12 protein-coding genes are annotated in these 15,912 nt (G+C 70.6%); 5 read left to right on the plus strand and 7 right to left on the minus strand.

Annotated features, from left to right (window positions below; all coding sequences use genetic code 11):
- The first annotated feature begins 1 nt into the window (after position 1).
- Complete coding sequence (gene pgi, locus ACFWPQ_RS06075) at positions 2 to 1,654, plus strand: glucose-6-phosphate isomerase (RefSeq protein ID WP_384030399.1); 1,653 nt, start codon at positions 2 to 4, stop codon at positions 1,652 to 1,654.
- Between the two features lie 63 nt (positions 1,655 to 1,717).
- Here the strand turns inward: pgi and pgl are convergent, their stop codons facing one another.
- Genes pgl through tkt form a run of 5 tightly spaced genes read right to left on the minus strand, consistent with a single transcriptional unit; the run spans position 1,718 to position 8,410 of the window.
- A complete protein-coding gene (pgl, locus tag ACFWPQ_RS06080) occupies positions 1,718 to 2,500 on the minus strand; it encodes a 6-phosphogluconolactonase (RefSeq protein WP_384030401.1) in 783 nt (260 codons plus the stop codon).
- Positions 2,497 to 3,612: a glucose-6-phosphate dehydrogenase assembly protein OpcA gene (opcA, locus tag ACFWPQ_RS06085; RefSeq protein WP_384030403.1), complete on the minus strand. Its 1,116-nt coding sequence runs from the start codon at positions 3,610 to 3,612 to the stop codon at positions 2,497 to 2,499. Before opcA ends, pgl begins: the two co-directional genes overlap by 4 nt.
- On the minus strand, positions 3,609 to 5,147 hold the full coding sequence (gene zwf / locus ACFWPQ_RS06090) for a glucose-6-phosphate dehydrogenase (RefSeq protein WP_384030752.1): 1,539 nt from the start codon (positions 5,145 to 5,147) through the stop codon (positions 3,609 to 3,611). The genes opcA and zwf overlap by 4 nt, the downstream gene beginning before the upstream one ends.
- A 3-nt stretch (positions 5,148 to 5,150) precedes the next feature.
- On the minus strand, positions 5,151 to 6,269 hold the full coding sequence (tal, locus tag ACFWPQ_RS06095; RefSeq protein ID WP_384030405.1) for a transaldolase: 1,119 nt from the start codon (positions 6,267 to 6,269) through the stop codon (positions 5,151 to 5,153).
- A 32-nt stretch (positions 6,270 to 6,301) separates the two neighbouring features.
- Complete coding sequence (gene tkt, locus ACFWPQ_RS06100; RefSeq protein WP_384030407.1) at positions 6,302 to 8,410, minus strand: transketolase; 2,109 nt, start codon at positions 8,408 to 8,410, stop codon at positions 6,302 to 6,304.
- A gap of 378 nt (positions 8,411 to 8,788) precedes the next feature.
- Here tkt and ACFWPQ_RS06105 point away from each other — a divergent pair, with 378 nt between their 5' ends.
- From ACFWPQ_RS06105 to ACFWPQ_RS06120, 4 genes are all read left to right on the plus strand, one after another.
- The gene (locus ACFWPQ_RS06105) at positions 8,789 to 9,742 is read left to right on the plus strand and encodes a heme o synthase (protein WP_361284059.1); all 954 of its coding nucleotides are present in this window, start codon (positions 8,789 to 8,791) and stop codon (positions 9,740 to 9,742) included.
- A gap of 67 nt (positions 9,743 to 9,809) precedes the next feature.
- Positions 9,810 to 10,145 (plus strand): hypothetical protein, encoded by a 336-nt coding sequence (locus ACFWPQ_RS06110; RefSeq protein ID WP_384030409.1) that lies wholly within the window; start codon positions 9,810 to 9,812, stop codon positions 10,143 to 10,145.
- Positions 10,146 to 10,320: 175 nt separating this feature from the next.
- The gene (locus tag ACFWPQ_RS06115; protein ID WP_384030411.1) at positions 10,321 to 11,427 is read left to right on the plus strand and encodes an amidohydrolase family protein; all 1,107 of its coding nucleotides are present in this window, start codon (positions 10,321 to 10,323) and stop codon (positions 11,425 to 11,427) included.
- A gap of 18 nt (positions 11,428 to 11,445) precedes the next feature.
- Positions 11,446 to 12,240, plus strand: a complete 795-nt coding sequence (locus ACFWPQ_RS06120) for a nucleotidyltransferase domain-containing protein (RefSeq protein WP_384030412.1) — start codon at positions 11,446 to 11,448, stop codon at positions 12,238 to 12,240.
- On the opposite strand, the gene ACFWPQ_RS06125 is transcribed toward ACFWPQ_RS06120, so the two are convergent.
- Together ACFWPQ_RS06125 and ACFWPQ_RS06130 are read right to left on the minus strand one after the other, a co-directional pair.
- Complete coding sequence (locus tag ACFWPQ_RS06125) at positions 12,141 to 13,241, minus strand: heme A synthase (RefSeq protein ID WP_384030414.1); 1,101 nt, start codon at positions 13,239 to 13,241, stop codon at positions 12,141 to 12,143. The genes ACFWPQ_RS06120 and ACFWPQ_RS06125 overlap by 100 nt on opposite strands.
- Before the next feature lie 29 nt (positions 13,242 to 13,270).
- Positions 13,271 to 15,901: a tetratricopeptide repeat protein gene (locus tag ACFWPQ_RS06130; RefSeq protein ID WP_384030416.1), complete on the minus strand. Its 2,631-nt coding sequence runs from the start codon at positions 15,899 to 15,901 to the stop codon at positions 13,271 to 13,273.
- Positions 15,902 to 15,912 lie beyond the last annotated feature (11 nt).

Genomic DNA, 15,912 nt, shown 5'->3' on the forward strand with positions numbered 1-15,912 from the left:
AATGAACGCAGACGGCCGTACCAGGCTCAACCAGACGCCCGAGTGGACCGCGCTCGCCAAGCACCGGGAGGCGCTCGCCGACACCCGGCTGCGGGACCTGTTCGCCGCCGACCCGGGACGCGGCACGGGCTACACCCTCCAGGTCGGCGACCTCCACATCGACTACTCGAAGCACCTGGTCAACGACGAGACGCTGCGGCTGCTGCGGGAGCTGGCCGCCGCCACCGACGTCTTCGGCCTGCGGGACGCCATGTTCCGCGGCGAGAAGATCAACGTCACCGAGAACCGCGCGGTGCTGCACACGGCCCTGCGCGCCCCGCGCGACGCGGTGATCGAGGTCGACGGCGAGAACGTGGTGCCGCAGGTGCACGCGGTCCTCGACAAGATGAGCGCCTTCGCCGACCGGGTCCGCTCCGGCGCCTGGACCGGCCACACCGGCAAGCGCATCCGGAACGTCGTCAACGTCGGCATCGGCGGCTCCGACCTCGGTCCGGCGATGGCCTACGAGGTGCTGCGCAGCTTCACCGACCGCGACCTCACGGTCCGCTTCGTCTCCAACGTCGACGGCGCCGACCTGCACGAGGCCACCCGCGACCTGGACGCGGCGGAGACCCTCTTCATCATCGCCTCCAAGACGTTCACCACCATCGAGACGATCACCAACGCGACCTCCGCCCGCAACTGGCTCCTCACCGAGCTGAAGGCCGGTCCGGAAGCGGTCGCCAAGCACTTCGTGGCCCTCTCCACGAACTCCGAGAAGGTGTCGGACTTCGGCATCGACACGGCCAACATGTTCGAGTTCTGGGACTGGGTAGGCGGCCGCTACTCCTACGACTCGGCCATCGGCCTCTCCCTGATGATCGCCATCGGCCCGGCCCGCTTCCGCGAGATGCTCGACGGCTTCCACCTGGTCGACGAGCACTTCCGCACCGCCCCCGCCGAGGCCAACGTCCCCCTGCTGCTGGGCCTCCTGGGCATCTGGTACGGCAACTTCCACGAGGCCCAGTCGCACGCGGTGCTGCCCTACAGCCACTACCTCTCCAAGTTCACCGCCTACCTGCAGCAGCTGGACATGGAGTCCAACGGCAAGTACGTGGCGCGCGACGGCAAGGAGGTCGACTGGCAGACCGGCCCGGTGGTGTGGGGTACGCCGGGCACCAACGGCCAGCACGCGTACTACCAGTTGATCCACCAGGGCACGAAGCTGATCCCGGCGGACTTCATCGGCTTCGCCGAGCCGGTCGCCGAGCTGAGCGGTGAACTCAAGGCGCAGCACGACCTGCTGATGGCGAACTTCTTCGCCCAGACCCAGGCACTGGCCTTCGGCAAGACCGCCGACGAGGTCCGCGCGGAGGGCGTCCCCGAGGAGCAGGTCCCGCACCGCACCTTCAAGGGCAACCACCCGACGACGACCATCCTCGCGAAGGAACTCACCCCGTCGGTCCTGGGCCAGCTGGTGGCCTTGTACGAGCACAAGGTCTTCACCCAGGGCGCCGTCTGGAACATCGACTCCTTCGACCAGTGGGGCGTGGAGCTGGGCAAGGTCCTCGCCAAGCGCATCGAGCCCGCGCTGACCGAGGGCGCCGAGGTACCCGGCCTGGACGCGTCGACGACGGCGCTGGTGGCCAAGTACCGGGAGCTGCGCGGGCGTTAGGCCGGGCATGAAAGAGCCCGTACGGCTGGGAAGGCCGTACGGGCTCTTCTTCTCAGTACTTCGTCACGGCGAAGCCGGCGGATACAGCGACCGCGGCAGCTGGGAGGCTGCCGTCGCGTCCAGGAGCCACAGGGTCCGCTGGCGGCCCTGGGCGCCCGCTGCCGGGGCCTGGATCTCGCCCGCGCCCGAGAGGGCGATGGCGACGGCCTCGGCCTTGTCCTCGCCCGCCGCCAGCAGCCAGACCTCGCGGGCCGCGCGGATGGCGGGAAGGGTGAGGGAGACGCGGGTCGGCGGCGGCTTGGGGGCGCCGTGGACGCCGACCACCGTGCGTTCCGTCTCCCGGACCGCGGGCAGCTCCGGGAAGAGCGAGGCCACGTGGGTGTCCGGGCCGACGCCCAGCATCAGGACGTCGAAGGTGGGCACCGAGCCGTGGTTCTCGGGGCCGGCCGCGCGGGCCAGCTCCGCCGCGTAGGCCTCGGCCGCCGCGTCCACGTCCGTGTCCCAGGGGCCGTCCGACGCGGGCATGGCGTGCACGCGCTTCGGGTCCACCGGGACCTGGTCGAGCAGGGCGTCACGGGCCTGGGTGACATTGCGCTCCGGGTCGCCCTCGGGCAGGAAGCGTTCGTCGCCCCACCAGAGGTCGAGCCGGCCCCAGTCGATGGCGTCCCGGGCCGGGGCCGCCGCCAGGGCCGCCAGCAGGCCGTTGCCATTGCGGCCGCCGGTGAGGACCACGGACGCCTCGCCCCGGGAGGCCTGGGCATCCACGATCTTCGTGATCAGGCGGGCCGCGGCGGCCTGCGCCATCAGCTCCTTGTCGCGGTGCACGACCAGCTGGGGGGTGCTCATGTCGCCTTCGCCCTCTTCTTCAGCGGCGCCCGTTCCTGGGGCGTCGCTTCTGTCGTGGGAGCCTCGGCAGCGGCGCCGGAGGCTGCTGCGTGGGTGACCTGTTCTCCTTTGGGTGACGGGTCCGTCGTAGCGGCGGCCGGTACCGGGGCGGCCGGTACCGGTTCCGGAGCGGGAGCCGGAGTCGCGGAGGCGTTCAGGCGGTCCACGCCGAACCGCAGCGCCGACGCGTAGGTGTCGTCCGGGTCGAGCCGGCGCAGCTCCTCCGCGATCAGCTCGGCCGTGTCGCGGCGCTTGAGCGCCACCGCACGGTCGGGCTGGCCGTCGATGGACAGGGTGGCGAGGGAGCCGTCCGCACGGTCGAGCGCGATCGCGCCCTCGCTGGTGGCCAGGCGGACGGCCGTCAGACCGGGGCCGGCCGACAGGGAGCGCTTGACGGGTACGTCCAGCCGGTCCGCGAGCCACATGGCCAGCAGCTCGCAGCTCGGGTTGAACTCCTCGCCCTCCACCTCGACCGCCTTGACCTCGCAGACCACCTGGTCCAGGGCCGCCGCCAGCATCGAGCGCCAGGGCGTGATCCGGGTCCAGGACAGGTCCGTGTCGCCGGGGGTGTAGGCGTCCGCGCGGGCGGACAGCTCCCGTACCGGCTGCTCGGAGGAGTAGGTGTCGGTGACCCGGCGCTGGGCGAGGGCGCCCAGCGGGTCCTTCGCCGGGTCGAGCGGGGCGTTCACCGGCCACCAGACGACGACCGGGGCGTCCGGCAGCAGCAGCGGCAGGACGACGGAGTCGGCGTGGTCGGCGACCTCGCCGTACAGGCGGAGGATCACCGTCTCGCCGGAGCCCGCGTCCGCGCCCACCCGGACCTCGGCGTCCAGGCGGGACGCCGTACGGTCGCGGGGGGAGCGGGAGACGCGCTTGATGACGACCAGCGTGCGCGAGGGGTGCTCGTGCGAGGCGTCGCCGGCGGCCTTCAGGGCGTCGTACGCGTTCTCCTCGTCGGTGACGATGACGAGGGTCAGCACCATGCCCACGGCGGGCGTGCCGATGGCCCGGCGGCCCTGCACCAGCGCCTTGTTGACCTTGCCGGCCGTGGTGTCCGTGAGGTCTATCTTCATGGGCGGCGCCAGCTCCGTCCGTCTCGTGCCAGCATCTCGTCGGCCTCGGCGGGGCCCCAGGTGCCGGACTTGTACTGGGCGGGCCTGCCGTGCTTGTCCCAGTGCTCCTCGATCGGGTCGAGGATCTTCCAGGACAGCTCGACCTCCTCCGTGCGCGGGAAGAGGTTGGAGTCGCCGAGCAGCACGTCGAGGATCAGCCGCTCGTACGCCTCGGGCGAGGACTCGGTGAACGACTCGCCGTAGGCGAAGTCCATCGAGACGTCCCGGATCTCCATCGAGGTGCCCGGCACCTTGGAGCCGAAGCGGACCGTGATGCCCTCGTCGGGCTGGACGCGGATGACGATCGCGTTCTGGCCCAGTTCCTCCGTCGCCGTGTGGTCGAAGGGGGAGTGCGGGGCGCGCTGGAAGACCACCGCGATCTCGGTGACGCGGCGGCCCAGCCGCTTGCCGGTGCGCAGGTAGAACGGGACGCCCGCCCAGCGGCGGTTGTCGATCTCCAGCTTCACCGCGGCGTAGGTGTCGGTCTTCGACTTCGTGTCGATGCCGTCCTCTTCGAGGTAGCCGATGACCTTCTCGCCGCCCTGCCAGCCGGCCGCGTACTGACCGCGCACGGTCGACTGGCCCAGGTCCTTCGGCAGCCGTACCGCGCCGAGCACCTTCTCCTTCTCCGCGGCCAGTGCGTCCGCGTCGAAGGAGGCCGGCTCCTCCATGGCGGTGAGGGCCATGAGCTGGAGGAGGTGGTTCTGGATGACGTCACGGGCCGAGCCGATGCCGTCGTAGTAGCCCGCGCGGCCGCCGATGCCGATGTCCTCGGCCATGGTGATCTGCACATGGTCCACGAAGGACCGGTTCCAGATCGGCTCGTACATGGTGTTGGCGAAGCGCAGCGCCAGGATGTTCTGGACGGTCTCCTTGCCGAGGTAGTGGTCGATCCGGAACACCTGGTCCGGTTCGAACACCTCGTGCACGACCTTGTTGAGCTCCTCGGCCGACTTCAGGTCGTGGCCGAAGGGCTTCTCGATGACCGCGCGCCGCCAGGAGCCGCCGGACTGGTCGGCCAGCCCGTGCTTCTTCAGCTGCTGGATGACCACGGGGAAGGAGCGCGGCGGGACGGACAGGTAGAAGGCGAAGTTGCCGCCCGTGCCCTGCGCCTTGTCGAGCTCCTCGATGGTGGAGCGCAGCCGCTCGAACGCGTCGTCGTCGTCGAAGGTGCCCTGGACGAAGCGCATCCCCTGGATGAGCTGCTGCCAGACCTCCTCGCGGAACGGCGTGCGCGCGTGGTCCTTGACGGCGTCGTGGACCTCGGCGGCGAAGTCCTCGTGGGCCCACTCGCGGCGGGCGAAGCCGACCAGGGAGAAGCCCGGCGGCAGCAGACCCCGGTTGGCGAGGTCGTAGACGGCGGGCATGAGCTTCTTACGGGAGAGGTCGCCCGTGACGCCGAAGATGACCAGCCCCGACGGCCCCGCGATACGCGGGAGCCGTCGGTCTGCGGGGTCACGGAGCGGGTTCGCTCCGGTACCGGAAAGGGGTGACAGAGTTCAGCCCTCCGAGGGGGCCAGGCGCTCCAGCTCCGCCTGGGTCGACTTGAGCAGGTCGTTCCAGGACGCCTCGAACTTCTCGACGCCCTCGTCCTCCAGTACCTGGACCACGTCGTCGTACGAGATCCCGAGGGCCTCGACGGCGTCCAGGTCGGCGCGTGCCTGCTCGTACGTGCCGGTGATCGTGTCGCCGGTGATGCCGCCGTGGTCCTCGACCGCGACGAGGGTGGCCTCCGGCATGGTGTTCACCGTGTTCGGCGCGACCAGGTCGTCGACGTACAGGGTGTCCTTGTACGCCGGGTCCTTCACGCCGGTGGAGGCCCACAGCGGGCGCTGCTTGCGGGCGCCCGCGTTCTCCAGGGCGCTCCAGCGAGCGGTGGAGAAGACCTCTTCGTACGCCTGGTAGGCGAGCCGGGCGTTGGCGACGGCGGACTTGCCGCGCAGCGCCTTGGCCTCGTCGGTGCCCAGGTCGTTCAGGCGCTTGTCGATCTCGGTGTCCACGCGGGACACGAAGAACGACGCCACCGAACGGATGAGCGACAGGTCGAGGCCGCGCTCCTTGGCCTTCTCCAGACCGGCCAGGTAGGCGTCCATGACCGCGCGGTAGCGCTCCAGCGAGAAGATCAGCGTGACGTTGACGCTGATGCCGAGGCCGATGACCTCGGTGATCGCCGGGAGGCCCGCCCTGGTGGCCGGGATCTTGATCAGGGTGTTGGGGCGGTCCACCAGCCAGGCCAGCTGCTTGGCCTCGGCGATGGTCGCCGTGGTGTTGTGCGCCAGGCGCGGGTCGACCTCGATCGACACGCGGCCGTCCTGGCCGTCGGTCGAGTCGAACACCGGGCGCAGGATGTCGGCGGCGTCACGGACGTCCGCCGTGGTGATCATGCGGATGGCCTCTTCGACGGTGACCTTGCGGGCGGCGAGGTCCGAGACCTGCTGCTGGTAGCCGTCGCCCGAAGAGATCGCCTTCTGGAAGATCGTCGGGTTGGTGGTGACGCCCACGACGTGCTGCTGGTCGATCAGCTCGGCGAGGTTGCCGGACGTGATCCGCTTGCGCGACAGGTCGTCCAGCCAGATCGCGACGCCTTCGTCGGAGAGGCGCTTGAGTGCGTCTGTCATGGAATTACATCTCCTACGTGTCGTATATAGCGTCAGCGCTGGGCGGCGGCGATGGATTCCCGGACCTTGGCGATCGACTTCTTCGCCTCGGCGGCCACGTTCTCGGCAGTGAAGCCGAACTCCTGGAAGAGCACCTTGCCGTCGGCGGAAGCACCGAAGTGCTCCAGGGAAACGATGCGGCCCGCGTCCCCGACGTACTTGTGCCAGGTGAGGCCGATACCCGCCTCGACCGACACCCGCGCCTTCACCGAGGACGGCAGCACGCTCTCGCGGTACTCGGGCGACTGCTCCTCGAACCACTCCACGCACGGCATGGACACGACGCGCGTGGGCACGCCGTCGGCCTCCAGCTGCTCGCGCGCCTCGACGGCCACGTGCACCTCGGAGCCGGTGGCGACGAGGATGACCTCGGGGGTGCCGCTCGACGCCTCGAAGAGGACGTACCCGCCCTTGACCGTGTCCTCGTTGGACTCGTACACCGGCACGCCCTGGCGGGTCAGCGCCAGACCGTGCGGGGCACCCTTGCCGAAGACCTTGGTGTAGCGCCGGAGGATCTCGCGCCAGACGATCGCGGTCTCGTTGGCGTCGGCCGGGCGGACCACGTTCAGGCCCGGGATGGCGCGCAGCGAGGCGAGGTGCTCGACCGGCTGGTGGGTGGGGCCGTCCTCGCCGAGACCGATGGAGTCGTGGGTCCACACGTACGTCACCGGCAGGTGCATCAGCGCCGACAGCCGCACGGAGTTGCGCATGTAGTCGGAGAAGACGAGGAACGTACCGCCGTAGACACGGGTGTTGCCGTGCAGGGTGATGCCGTTCATCTCCGCGGCCATGGAGTGCTCGCGGATACCGAAGTGGATGGTGCGGCCGTAGGGGTTCGCGCCCGGCAGCGGGTTGTCCGCCGGCAGGAACGAGCTGTTCTTGTCGATGGTCGTGTTGTTCGACCCGGCCAGGTCGGCCGAGCCGCCCCACAGCTCGGGGATGACCGCGCCGAGGGCCTGCAGGACCTTGCCGGAGGCGGCACGGGTGGCGACGCCCTTGCCGGGCTCGAAGACCGGGATCTTCTCCTCCCAGCCCTTGGGCAGCTCGCCAGCGGCGATGCGGTCGAACTCGGCGGCCCGCTCGGCGTTGTTGTCCCGCCACAGCTGGAAGGACTTCTCCCACTCGGCCTTGGCGGCCGCGCCGCGCTCGCCGGCCTGGCGGGTGTGGGCGATGACCTCCTCGGCGACGTCGAAGTTCTTCTCCGGGTCGAAGCCGAGGACGCGCTTGGTGGCCGCGACCTCGTCCGCGCCGAGCGCCGAGCCGTGGGCGGCCTCGGTGTTCTGCGCGTTCGGGGCGGGCCAGGCGATGATCGAGCGCATCGCGATGAAGGACGGCTTGTCCGTCACCTTCTTCGCGGCCTCGATCGCGTTGTAGATGGCGTGCGGGTCCAGGTCGCCGTCCGGCTGCGGGGCGATGCGCTGGACGTGCCAGCCGTACGCCTCGAACCGCTTGACGGTGTCCTCGGAGACGGCCGTCTCGGTGTCGCCCTCGATCGAGATGTGGTTGTCGTCCCACAGCAGGACCAGGTTGCCGAGCTTCTGGTGGCCGGCCATGGAGGACGCCTCGGCGGAGATGCCCTCCTGGAGGCAGCCGTCACCGGCGATGCAGTAGACGAAGTGGTCGAAGGGGGACTCGCCCTGCGGCGCGTCCGGGTCGAAGAGACCGCGCTCGTAGCGGGCGGCCATGGCCATGCCGACGGCGTTGGCGACACCCTGGCCCAGCGGGCCGGTGGTGGTCTCGACGCCCTTGGTGTGGCCGTACTCCGGGTGGCCGGGGGTCTTCGAGCCCCAGGTGCGGAAGGCTTCGAGGTCTTCCAGCTCCAGGCCGAAACCGGCCAGGTACAGCTGCGTGTAGAGGGTCAGCGACGAGTGACCGGCGGACAGCACGAAGCGGTCGCGGCCCACCCAGTCGGGGTCGGACGGGTCGTGCCGCATCACCTTCTGGAAGAGGGTGTACGCGGCCGGCGCCAGGCTCATCGCCGTACCCGGATGGCCGTTGCCGACCTTCTGTACGGCGTCGGCGGCCAGGACGCGGGCGGTGTCGACGGCCCGCTGGTCCAACTCGGTCCAGTCGAGGTCTGTGGTGGTCGGCTTGGTGCTCACCCTGAGTCAGGGCTCCTCTCCACATGTTCGGTTACCGGTCCTCGGGCACACGCCCGTACCGGCTGCCGGTGCACTGGGTGCCCACCGGCCGTTGTCGAGCCTACCCCCGTAAGGACGTGCATTTTTTCGAGTGTTTCCAGACTGCCGGGACTCTCGGGGATCCGCCTCCCGACTGGCCGAGAAGGCATTCGGCACATGAATACGGAACCGCTCATCTGACTGCTCAACCGAGCCCCCTGGCCCCTCTTCCGAGACGCCCCCCAACACGACCCCACCCCCGCGAAGGTCGGGGTATGGGCAACGTCTAAAGTGGCGTGGTACGCGCGAGCCTTTACCGTGAGTTCACACGGCCGGGCTCGCTGGGAGTCTCTGTCAGGGGTGTGCGTGACGGCCGTCGAATCCCGTCCAGCGGGGGTACTCGGTGCGAGCGAGAGCCCGAGTCACCGGCCGTTCGGGGCCCGTGTCCAAGCTTTCGTGGCGCTGACCAAGCCGCGGATCATCGAGCTGCTGCTCATCACCACCGTTCCGGTGATGTTCCTGGCGCAGCAGGGCGTCCCCGACCTGACCCTGGTGCTGCTCACCTGCCTCGGCGGCTACCTCTCGGCGGGCGGCGCCAACGCGCTGAACATGTACATCGACCGGGACATCGACGCGCTGATGGACCGGACCTCGCAGCGTCCGCTGGTGACCGGCATGGTCAGCCCGCGTGAGTGCCTCGCCTTCGGTATCACCCTGGCGGTCGTCTCCACACTGCTGTTCGGTTTCACCGTCAACTGGCTGAGCGCCTGGCTGTCACTCGGAGCGCTGCTCTTCTACGTCGTCGTCTACACGATGATCCTCAAACGCCGTACCTCGCAGAACATCGTGTGGGGCGGCATCGCCGGCTGTCTGCCGGTGCTGATCGGCTGGTCGGCCGTCACGGACTCCATGTCGTGGGCGCCGGTCATCCTCTTCCTCGTCATGTTCTTCTGGACGCCGCCGCACTACTGGCCGCTCTCCATGAAGGTGAAGGACGACTACGCGCGCGTGGGCGTGCCGATGCTGCCGGTCGTCGCCTCCAACAAGGTGGTGGCCAAGCAGATCGTCATCTACAGCTGGGTGATGGTCGGCGTCTCTCTTCTCCTCACCCCCCTCGGCTACACCGGCTGGTTCTACACGCTGGTCGCCCTGGTGGCGGGCGGCTGGTGGCTGTGGGAGGCGCACGGGCTGCAGAACCGCGCGAAGGCGGAGGTGACGGGCGGGAAGCTCAAGGAGATGCGGCTGTTCCACTGGTCGATCACCTATGTGTCGCTGCTGTTCGTGGCCGTGGCCGTCGACCCCTTCCTGCGCTGACCGCACGGGCCCACATCACATCGCCCTGCCCTCGCCAGTGGATCTACTCGTGAGTAGCATCCTGTCCATGGCAGACACGCAGCAGGTTGACACGCAGAAGGCCGGCCAGAAGGCCGAGCGCAAGGTGGCGCGCCTCGCCAAGGAGATCAGCGCCTTCGCCAAGGCCCATGGCGGCGCGGAGGGCCAGGTGGCCTACATCGGCGAACGCGGCGCCCGCATCGTCCTCGTCGGCGAGGACGGCGGCTGGGGCGACCTGGTGGCCCCGACGTACGAGATCGCCGAGCAGGCGGTCGCCAAGTCCGGCATCACGGTCCACGAGTCCTTCGACGGCGAGTTCGCCGCGAAGGTGACGACGGGGCCTTACGAGTGGAAGCGGATGGCGGGCATTCAGATCGGCGGTTGAACAGCGCACCCCAAAGGGGCGCGGGGCGGTATCGATGTGCGGCTCCGCCGCGTGGGCGCGATCAACCACGGACGACCCGCGGTCGCCACACAACCGGTACTCCCGAGCTGAACCGCGACCTCCATCCCCGTTCACCCGTTAAGACGGACATGCAGCCGTCCACACGGGAGCCCGGATGATCGAGACGCCGAACCTGGTGGACCAGTACTGCCACGGAGTGCTCCGCACCGAGCTCGGCCTCGGCACCTTCGAGGCCCAGCTCGCCCGCACCGAAGGCCCCCCGGCCGCCGGCACCACCCTCTTCGACACCCAGACCGGTTTCGCCGTACGGCGCTGGTGCCCCCCGCTCCTCGGCCTGGAACCCCACTGCGCGCCGGCCCGCTACCTGGCCCGGCGCCGCGAACTCGGCGTCCTGGAGGCCGGCCGCCGTCTCCTGCGCGGCAGCGGCATCACCACCTACCTCGTCGACACCGGCCTCCCCGGCGACCTCACGGGCCCCACCGAGATGGCCTCGACCGGCGACGCGGAGGCCCGCGAGATCGTCCGTCTGGAACTGCTCGCGGAGCAGGTCGCCGACACCTCCGGCACCGTCGAGTCCTTCCTCGCCAACCTCGCCGAGTCGGTGCACGGCGCGGCGGCGAACGCGGTCGCCTTCACCTCCGTCGCCGGTCTCCGCCACGGCCTGGCCCTGGCCCCCGAACCCCCGGGCCCCGGTGAGGTGAGGGGCGCGGCCGGCCGCTGGCTGGCGGCCCGCCCGGTCGGCGGCGAGCTGACCGACCCGGTCCTGCTGCGGCACCTGCTCTGGATCGCCGTGGCCTCCGGCCTGCCGCTCCAGCTGCACGCGGGCCTCGGCGAGCCCGGCGCCCGGATCGACCGCACCGACCCGGTCCTGCTCACCGACTTCGTCCGCGCGACCGCCGGCCTCGGCACCGACCTGGTCCTCCTGCACGGATACCCGTACCACCGCCATGCCGCCCATCTCGCCGGCGTCTTCCCGCACGTCTACGCCGACTCGGGCGCGGCCCTGGTCCGCACCGGCGCCCGCGCCGCCACGATCCTCGCCGAGATCCTGGAACTGGCCCCCTTCGGCAAGATCCTCTTCTCCAGCGGCGCCCACGGCCTGCCCGAGCTGCACGTGGTCGGCGCCCGCCTCTTCCGCGAGTCCCTCGCGCGGGTGCTGGGCACCTGGGTCGCCGCGGACGCGTGGTCCCTCGGGGACGCACAACGCGTGGCCAGGATGATCGCGGCGGGAAACGCGAAACGGGTGTACGGGCTGGAGTGAGCTGTACAGACTGGGCGCGTGGACACCGAGACGTTACTGAGCCGCTTCGTCCGTGAGCTGTCGGCCCTGGACCCCGTCGCCGTGTGGGCGCACGGCTCGCTCGCCGCGGGCGACGACTATCAGGAGGGCCGCAGCGACCTGGACCTGATCGTGGTGCTGCCGGGCCCGGTGACCCCGGCCGTCGTATGGAAGGTCGCCGTCGTGCACGCCCGGCTGCGCACGCTCCCGCTGGCCACCGTCCTGCACTGCACCTATCTGACCCCGTCGACCGCGGCCGACCCCGCCCGGTCCCATCTGACCTGGGCGTACGAGCAGCTGTTCAAACGGCCGGTCGGTCTGGTGACCCGGCGTGAGCTGCACGCCTTCGGACGGGTGCTGTACGGCCAGGAGCCCGCGGGGCTGCTGCCACCGGTGACGGACCGGGAACTCGGCGACTTCGTCGTCCGCGACCAGCGGGACTACTGGCGGCCCGTCGTCGACAAGGCCCCGCTGTGGACCCAGGACGTCTGGGTCGACCTGGGCCTGATCACCTTCGCCCGCGCCACCGTCACCGTCCGCGAGGGCCGGCTGATCTCCAAACGCGAGGCGCTGGACCTGCTGCCCGGCCTGGGCGCCCCCGCCGAGGTCGTCGACGACATCCGAAGCCGCCGTTACGACGACCCCGCGCCGCCCACGGAGGAGTGGACGACGCGCCGCGCCCGGCTGACCCGGGACTACTTGGGCCCGGCGATCGACGCGCTCACGGCGTCGGCGTCGGTTTCGGCGTCGGTTTCGGCGTCGGGTTCGGCGTCGGGTTCGGCTTCGTACGACTGAGCGGGCAGGCCGGCGTCGGCCGCCACGTCGGCACGTTCCCGCAGGGAGAACAGGACCCGCAGCACGCCGATCCACACCAGGCAGGAGCCGAACATGTGCAGGCCGACCAGGACCGTGGGCAGGTGCGTGAAGTACTGGACGTACCCGATCACGCCCTGACCGAGCAGGATCAGGAACAGGTCGCGGACGCGGTCCCGCGGTCCCTGGGGCGCGTCGACGCCCTTGAGGAAGAACCACAGAGCGAAGGTCAGCGACACCACGATCCAGGCGAAGACCGCGTGCAGCTCGGCGACGCCCGACCAGCTGACGTCGATGCGCTCGACGTCACCGGAGTCGCCCGGGTGCGGTCCCGCGCCGGTCACCACCGTGCCCGCGGCGATGAGCACCAGCGTCACGGCCACCAGGGCCCACACCAGCTGCCGCACGGCCGTGCCGACCAGCGGACGCGGCTCGCCGTCGCCCTCCCGGGTGCGCTGCCACATCAGGGCGGCGACCGTGATGAGGGCCGTCGCCAGCAGGAAGTGCGCGGCGACGGTGTAGGGGTTGAGGCCGACGAGCACCACGACGCCGCCGAGGACCGCGTTGCTCATCACGATCCAGAACTGCGCCCAGCCCAGCCGGGTCAGACCGCGCCGGTACGGCTTCTGGGACCGCGCGGCGATGATCGCCCAGCCGACCGCGGCGCACAGCACGTAGGTCAGCATGCGGTTCGTGAACTCGATGGCGCTGTGATAGCTCAGCGCGGTCGTCGGGGTCAGCGAGCCGTCGGTGCACTCGGGCCAGGTCGGGCAGCCGAGGCCGGAGCCGGTGAGCCGCACCGCACCGCCGGTGACCACGATCACCACCGACATGACGAGCGCGGCGAACGCCGCCCGCCGGACCGTCCGGGGATCCGGCGTCCAGCGATCGGCGATGAAGGCGAGCGGGTTGCGCAGCGCCGCTACGAGGTCGGTGGGGGTCAGCTTTGGCACGGGCACAATGGTAGGGGGCCGCTTGTGCATGCGTTCACGAGGGTCGGGGTCACAGTGGGTCAGAGCAACCGGCGGATGCGGTCCGCCTCGCGCCTGAGCCGGTCGGCCTCCTCGTGGTTACCACGGTCCGAGGCGCAGTCGGACAGATGCTCGCACACTGCCATCAGAGCGGGGTGGTCGTCACCGAGGGCCGCCCGGAAGATCCCGTCCGCCTCCCGGAGCACGCGCTCCGCGCCGCCACCGTCGCCCTGGGCACGCAGCACGGGTCCGAGCCGGGTCAGGGACTTGGCGCGGTAGTAGTGCCGCTCGCCGTAGCGCCGCAGGTAGATGGCCTCGGCGTGCTCTAGCGTCCGCCGCGCCTCGGCCGGCCGCCCCTGCGCGAGCCGCAAGGAGCCGAGCTTGTTGAGGCAGGCCGCGAATTTGTGCTCCTCCGCCTCACTGCGTTTGCGGTGCAGCTCCACCACCGGACCGAGTAGCCGGTCGGCCTGGTCCAGTTCGGTGCGGGCCCGGCGGCGGAGGTCGCGGCGGCGGCGGAGGCGCAGGCCGTGGTGCGCCTCCTCCCGGTGGCTCTCGCTGCGCCGGCGCAGTACGTCCGCCAGGAACTTGGCGATCTGGGCCGTCTCGAAGTCCTCCGGTCCCCGGTGGGCGCCGAACACGGTCAAGGCCTCGGTGAGCATCGCCTCTGCGCGTTCCAGCTGCCCTCTGTCCTGGGCGACGATGCCCAGGTCGCGCTGGAGCATGGCCCGGAACACGGTGTAGTCGGGGGGCTCCTGGTTGCCTCGGGTGGGTATGAGCTCCTCCGCCCGCCGGTAGTGCCGGCTGGCCTCGGCGAGGCGCCCCGCGCTCCGGTGGATCAGCCCGGTCTCCTGCTCGGCGACGGCCCAGTCGAGGCTTTCCTCCCGCCATGCCTGACCTTCGTAGATCCCGACCGCGGTCCGGGCCGCGCGCAGTGCCTCGGAGAAGCGGCTGTGTTCGCGCAGGATGCCTGCCAGCTGTCGCTGGCAGTGGGCCCGTAACCGCAGGAACACCTCCTCCTCGCGGTCGTCGCACAGCCGGAGGGCACGGCGGCACTCCCGTTCGGCGTCGTCCAGCCTGGCCAGGAGATAGTGCTGGCGGGCCACTGCGTACCGCGCCGTCGCGCGGCCGAGGAGGTCGCCGTTGCCGATCTCGCGCAGCTCGGCCTCCCGCTCGAAGAAGTCCAGGGCACGCACCCAGTCGCAGCGGTGCTCCTGATAGGCGCCGACGCGGTGCAGCAGCCGGGCCAGCGCCTCGGGGTCCTGGGACGCGCCGAGCCCGCCGTCGGCGTCGTCGCCCCAGGCGAGCTTGTCGATGACGGCCTCGACGTGCGGCATCAGCCGCTCGCACACCGGCCTGGACGCCAGCAGGTCCGGAGTCGTCGGGAAGCACGCCTCCACGAGCCGTACCGCCGCCTGGGACCACTCCAGGCGCTCGGCCAGACTCAGCCCGTCGTGGATCAGGGTCTGGACGCGTGGGTGCATGCCGTAGGCGGCGGATCCGTCGCGCCAGTCGCCGCTGCGGGTCAGCAAGGAGTGGTCCACCAGCAGCAGGACCTCGCGGTTGAAGGTGACCGGGTCGGCCATCACCGCCCGCAGCCGGGCCGGGAGGACCGATCGATGCTGCATCAGCGTGGTCTTCTGTACGTCCTCCGAGGTGAGGAACGTACACAGCCGCAGCAGATCCACCGCGGCGGGAGAGGCCTCCGAGATACGTGCGATGGCGAGCCGGAAGGTGTCCTCGGCCGAAGCTCCTCCGGGCAGGTCCCGCAGGTACTCCGTCACGGTTGTCTCCGCCTGGACGATGGAGGCCGCCGCCTGTTCGAGGGCCAGTGGCAGCCAGCCGAGCTGGCGGCCGAGCCGGGTGCAGGCCTCCAGGTCCCGCTCTGAAGCCTCCTTCGGTTCGATGCCGAAGCGCCGCCGCAGGAACTCGATGCCCTCGTTCTCCGGGAAGACCCGGAGTTCGATGGGGCTCGCGCGCAGGCCGTCCCACCCCTGGTTCTGCTGGGTGGTGATCAGCACCTCGCCGTCGCCCTCCGACGGCAACAGGCTGCGCAGCGCGTCCTCGCAGGCGGGCCATCCGTCATAGACGAGCAGCCAGCCGCGCTGGTCGCGCAGCCAGCGCCACAGGTTCATGAGGACGACGTTCTTGCTCTCCTGGTCGTGGATGCCCACGTACTGGGCGAACTCCAGCAGCTCGGTGCGCAGCGCGTCGGGTCCGGAGGCGTTGAGCCACCAGGTCACCGAGTGCCGGGCCAACTGGTCACGGGCGTAGGCCACGGCGAGCTGTGACTTGCCGGCACCGGTCGCCCCGTACAGGACACAGACCCGGGGCACGGGCCGTTCGTCCCGCCGGCGCCCGCGGACCGGTCCCCGCAGCACACCCACGATGCGTTCGGTCTCGGCGGCGCGGCCCGTGAAGTACATGCTGAGAACGGGCAGGTTGTGCGGTGGCCCCTGGAGCGAGCTCGTCGGCACGTCCGGCAGGAGATCCGGGCCGGGCCTGCGGGCGACCTGCGCGGCGATGCCGCCGGCCAGGCCCGCGATCAGCCCCGCACCCACGGACAGCCACCACAGCAGCGCGCCCTCGGAGTCGGCGGCCTTCACGGCCACCGCGACGAACGCGGTCGTTCCGGTTCCCGCACCGGCGGAGACAGTGATCACCCAGGCGCGCATGTGGTTCCCCC

Origin of the sequence: Streptomyces sp. NPDC058464 (genome assembly GCF_042721035.1) — a bacterium.
Lineage (GTDB): Bacteria > Actinomycetota > Actinomycetes > Streptomycetales > Streptomycetaceae > Streptomyces.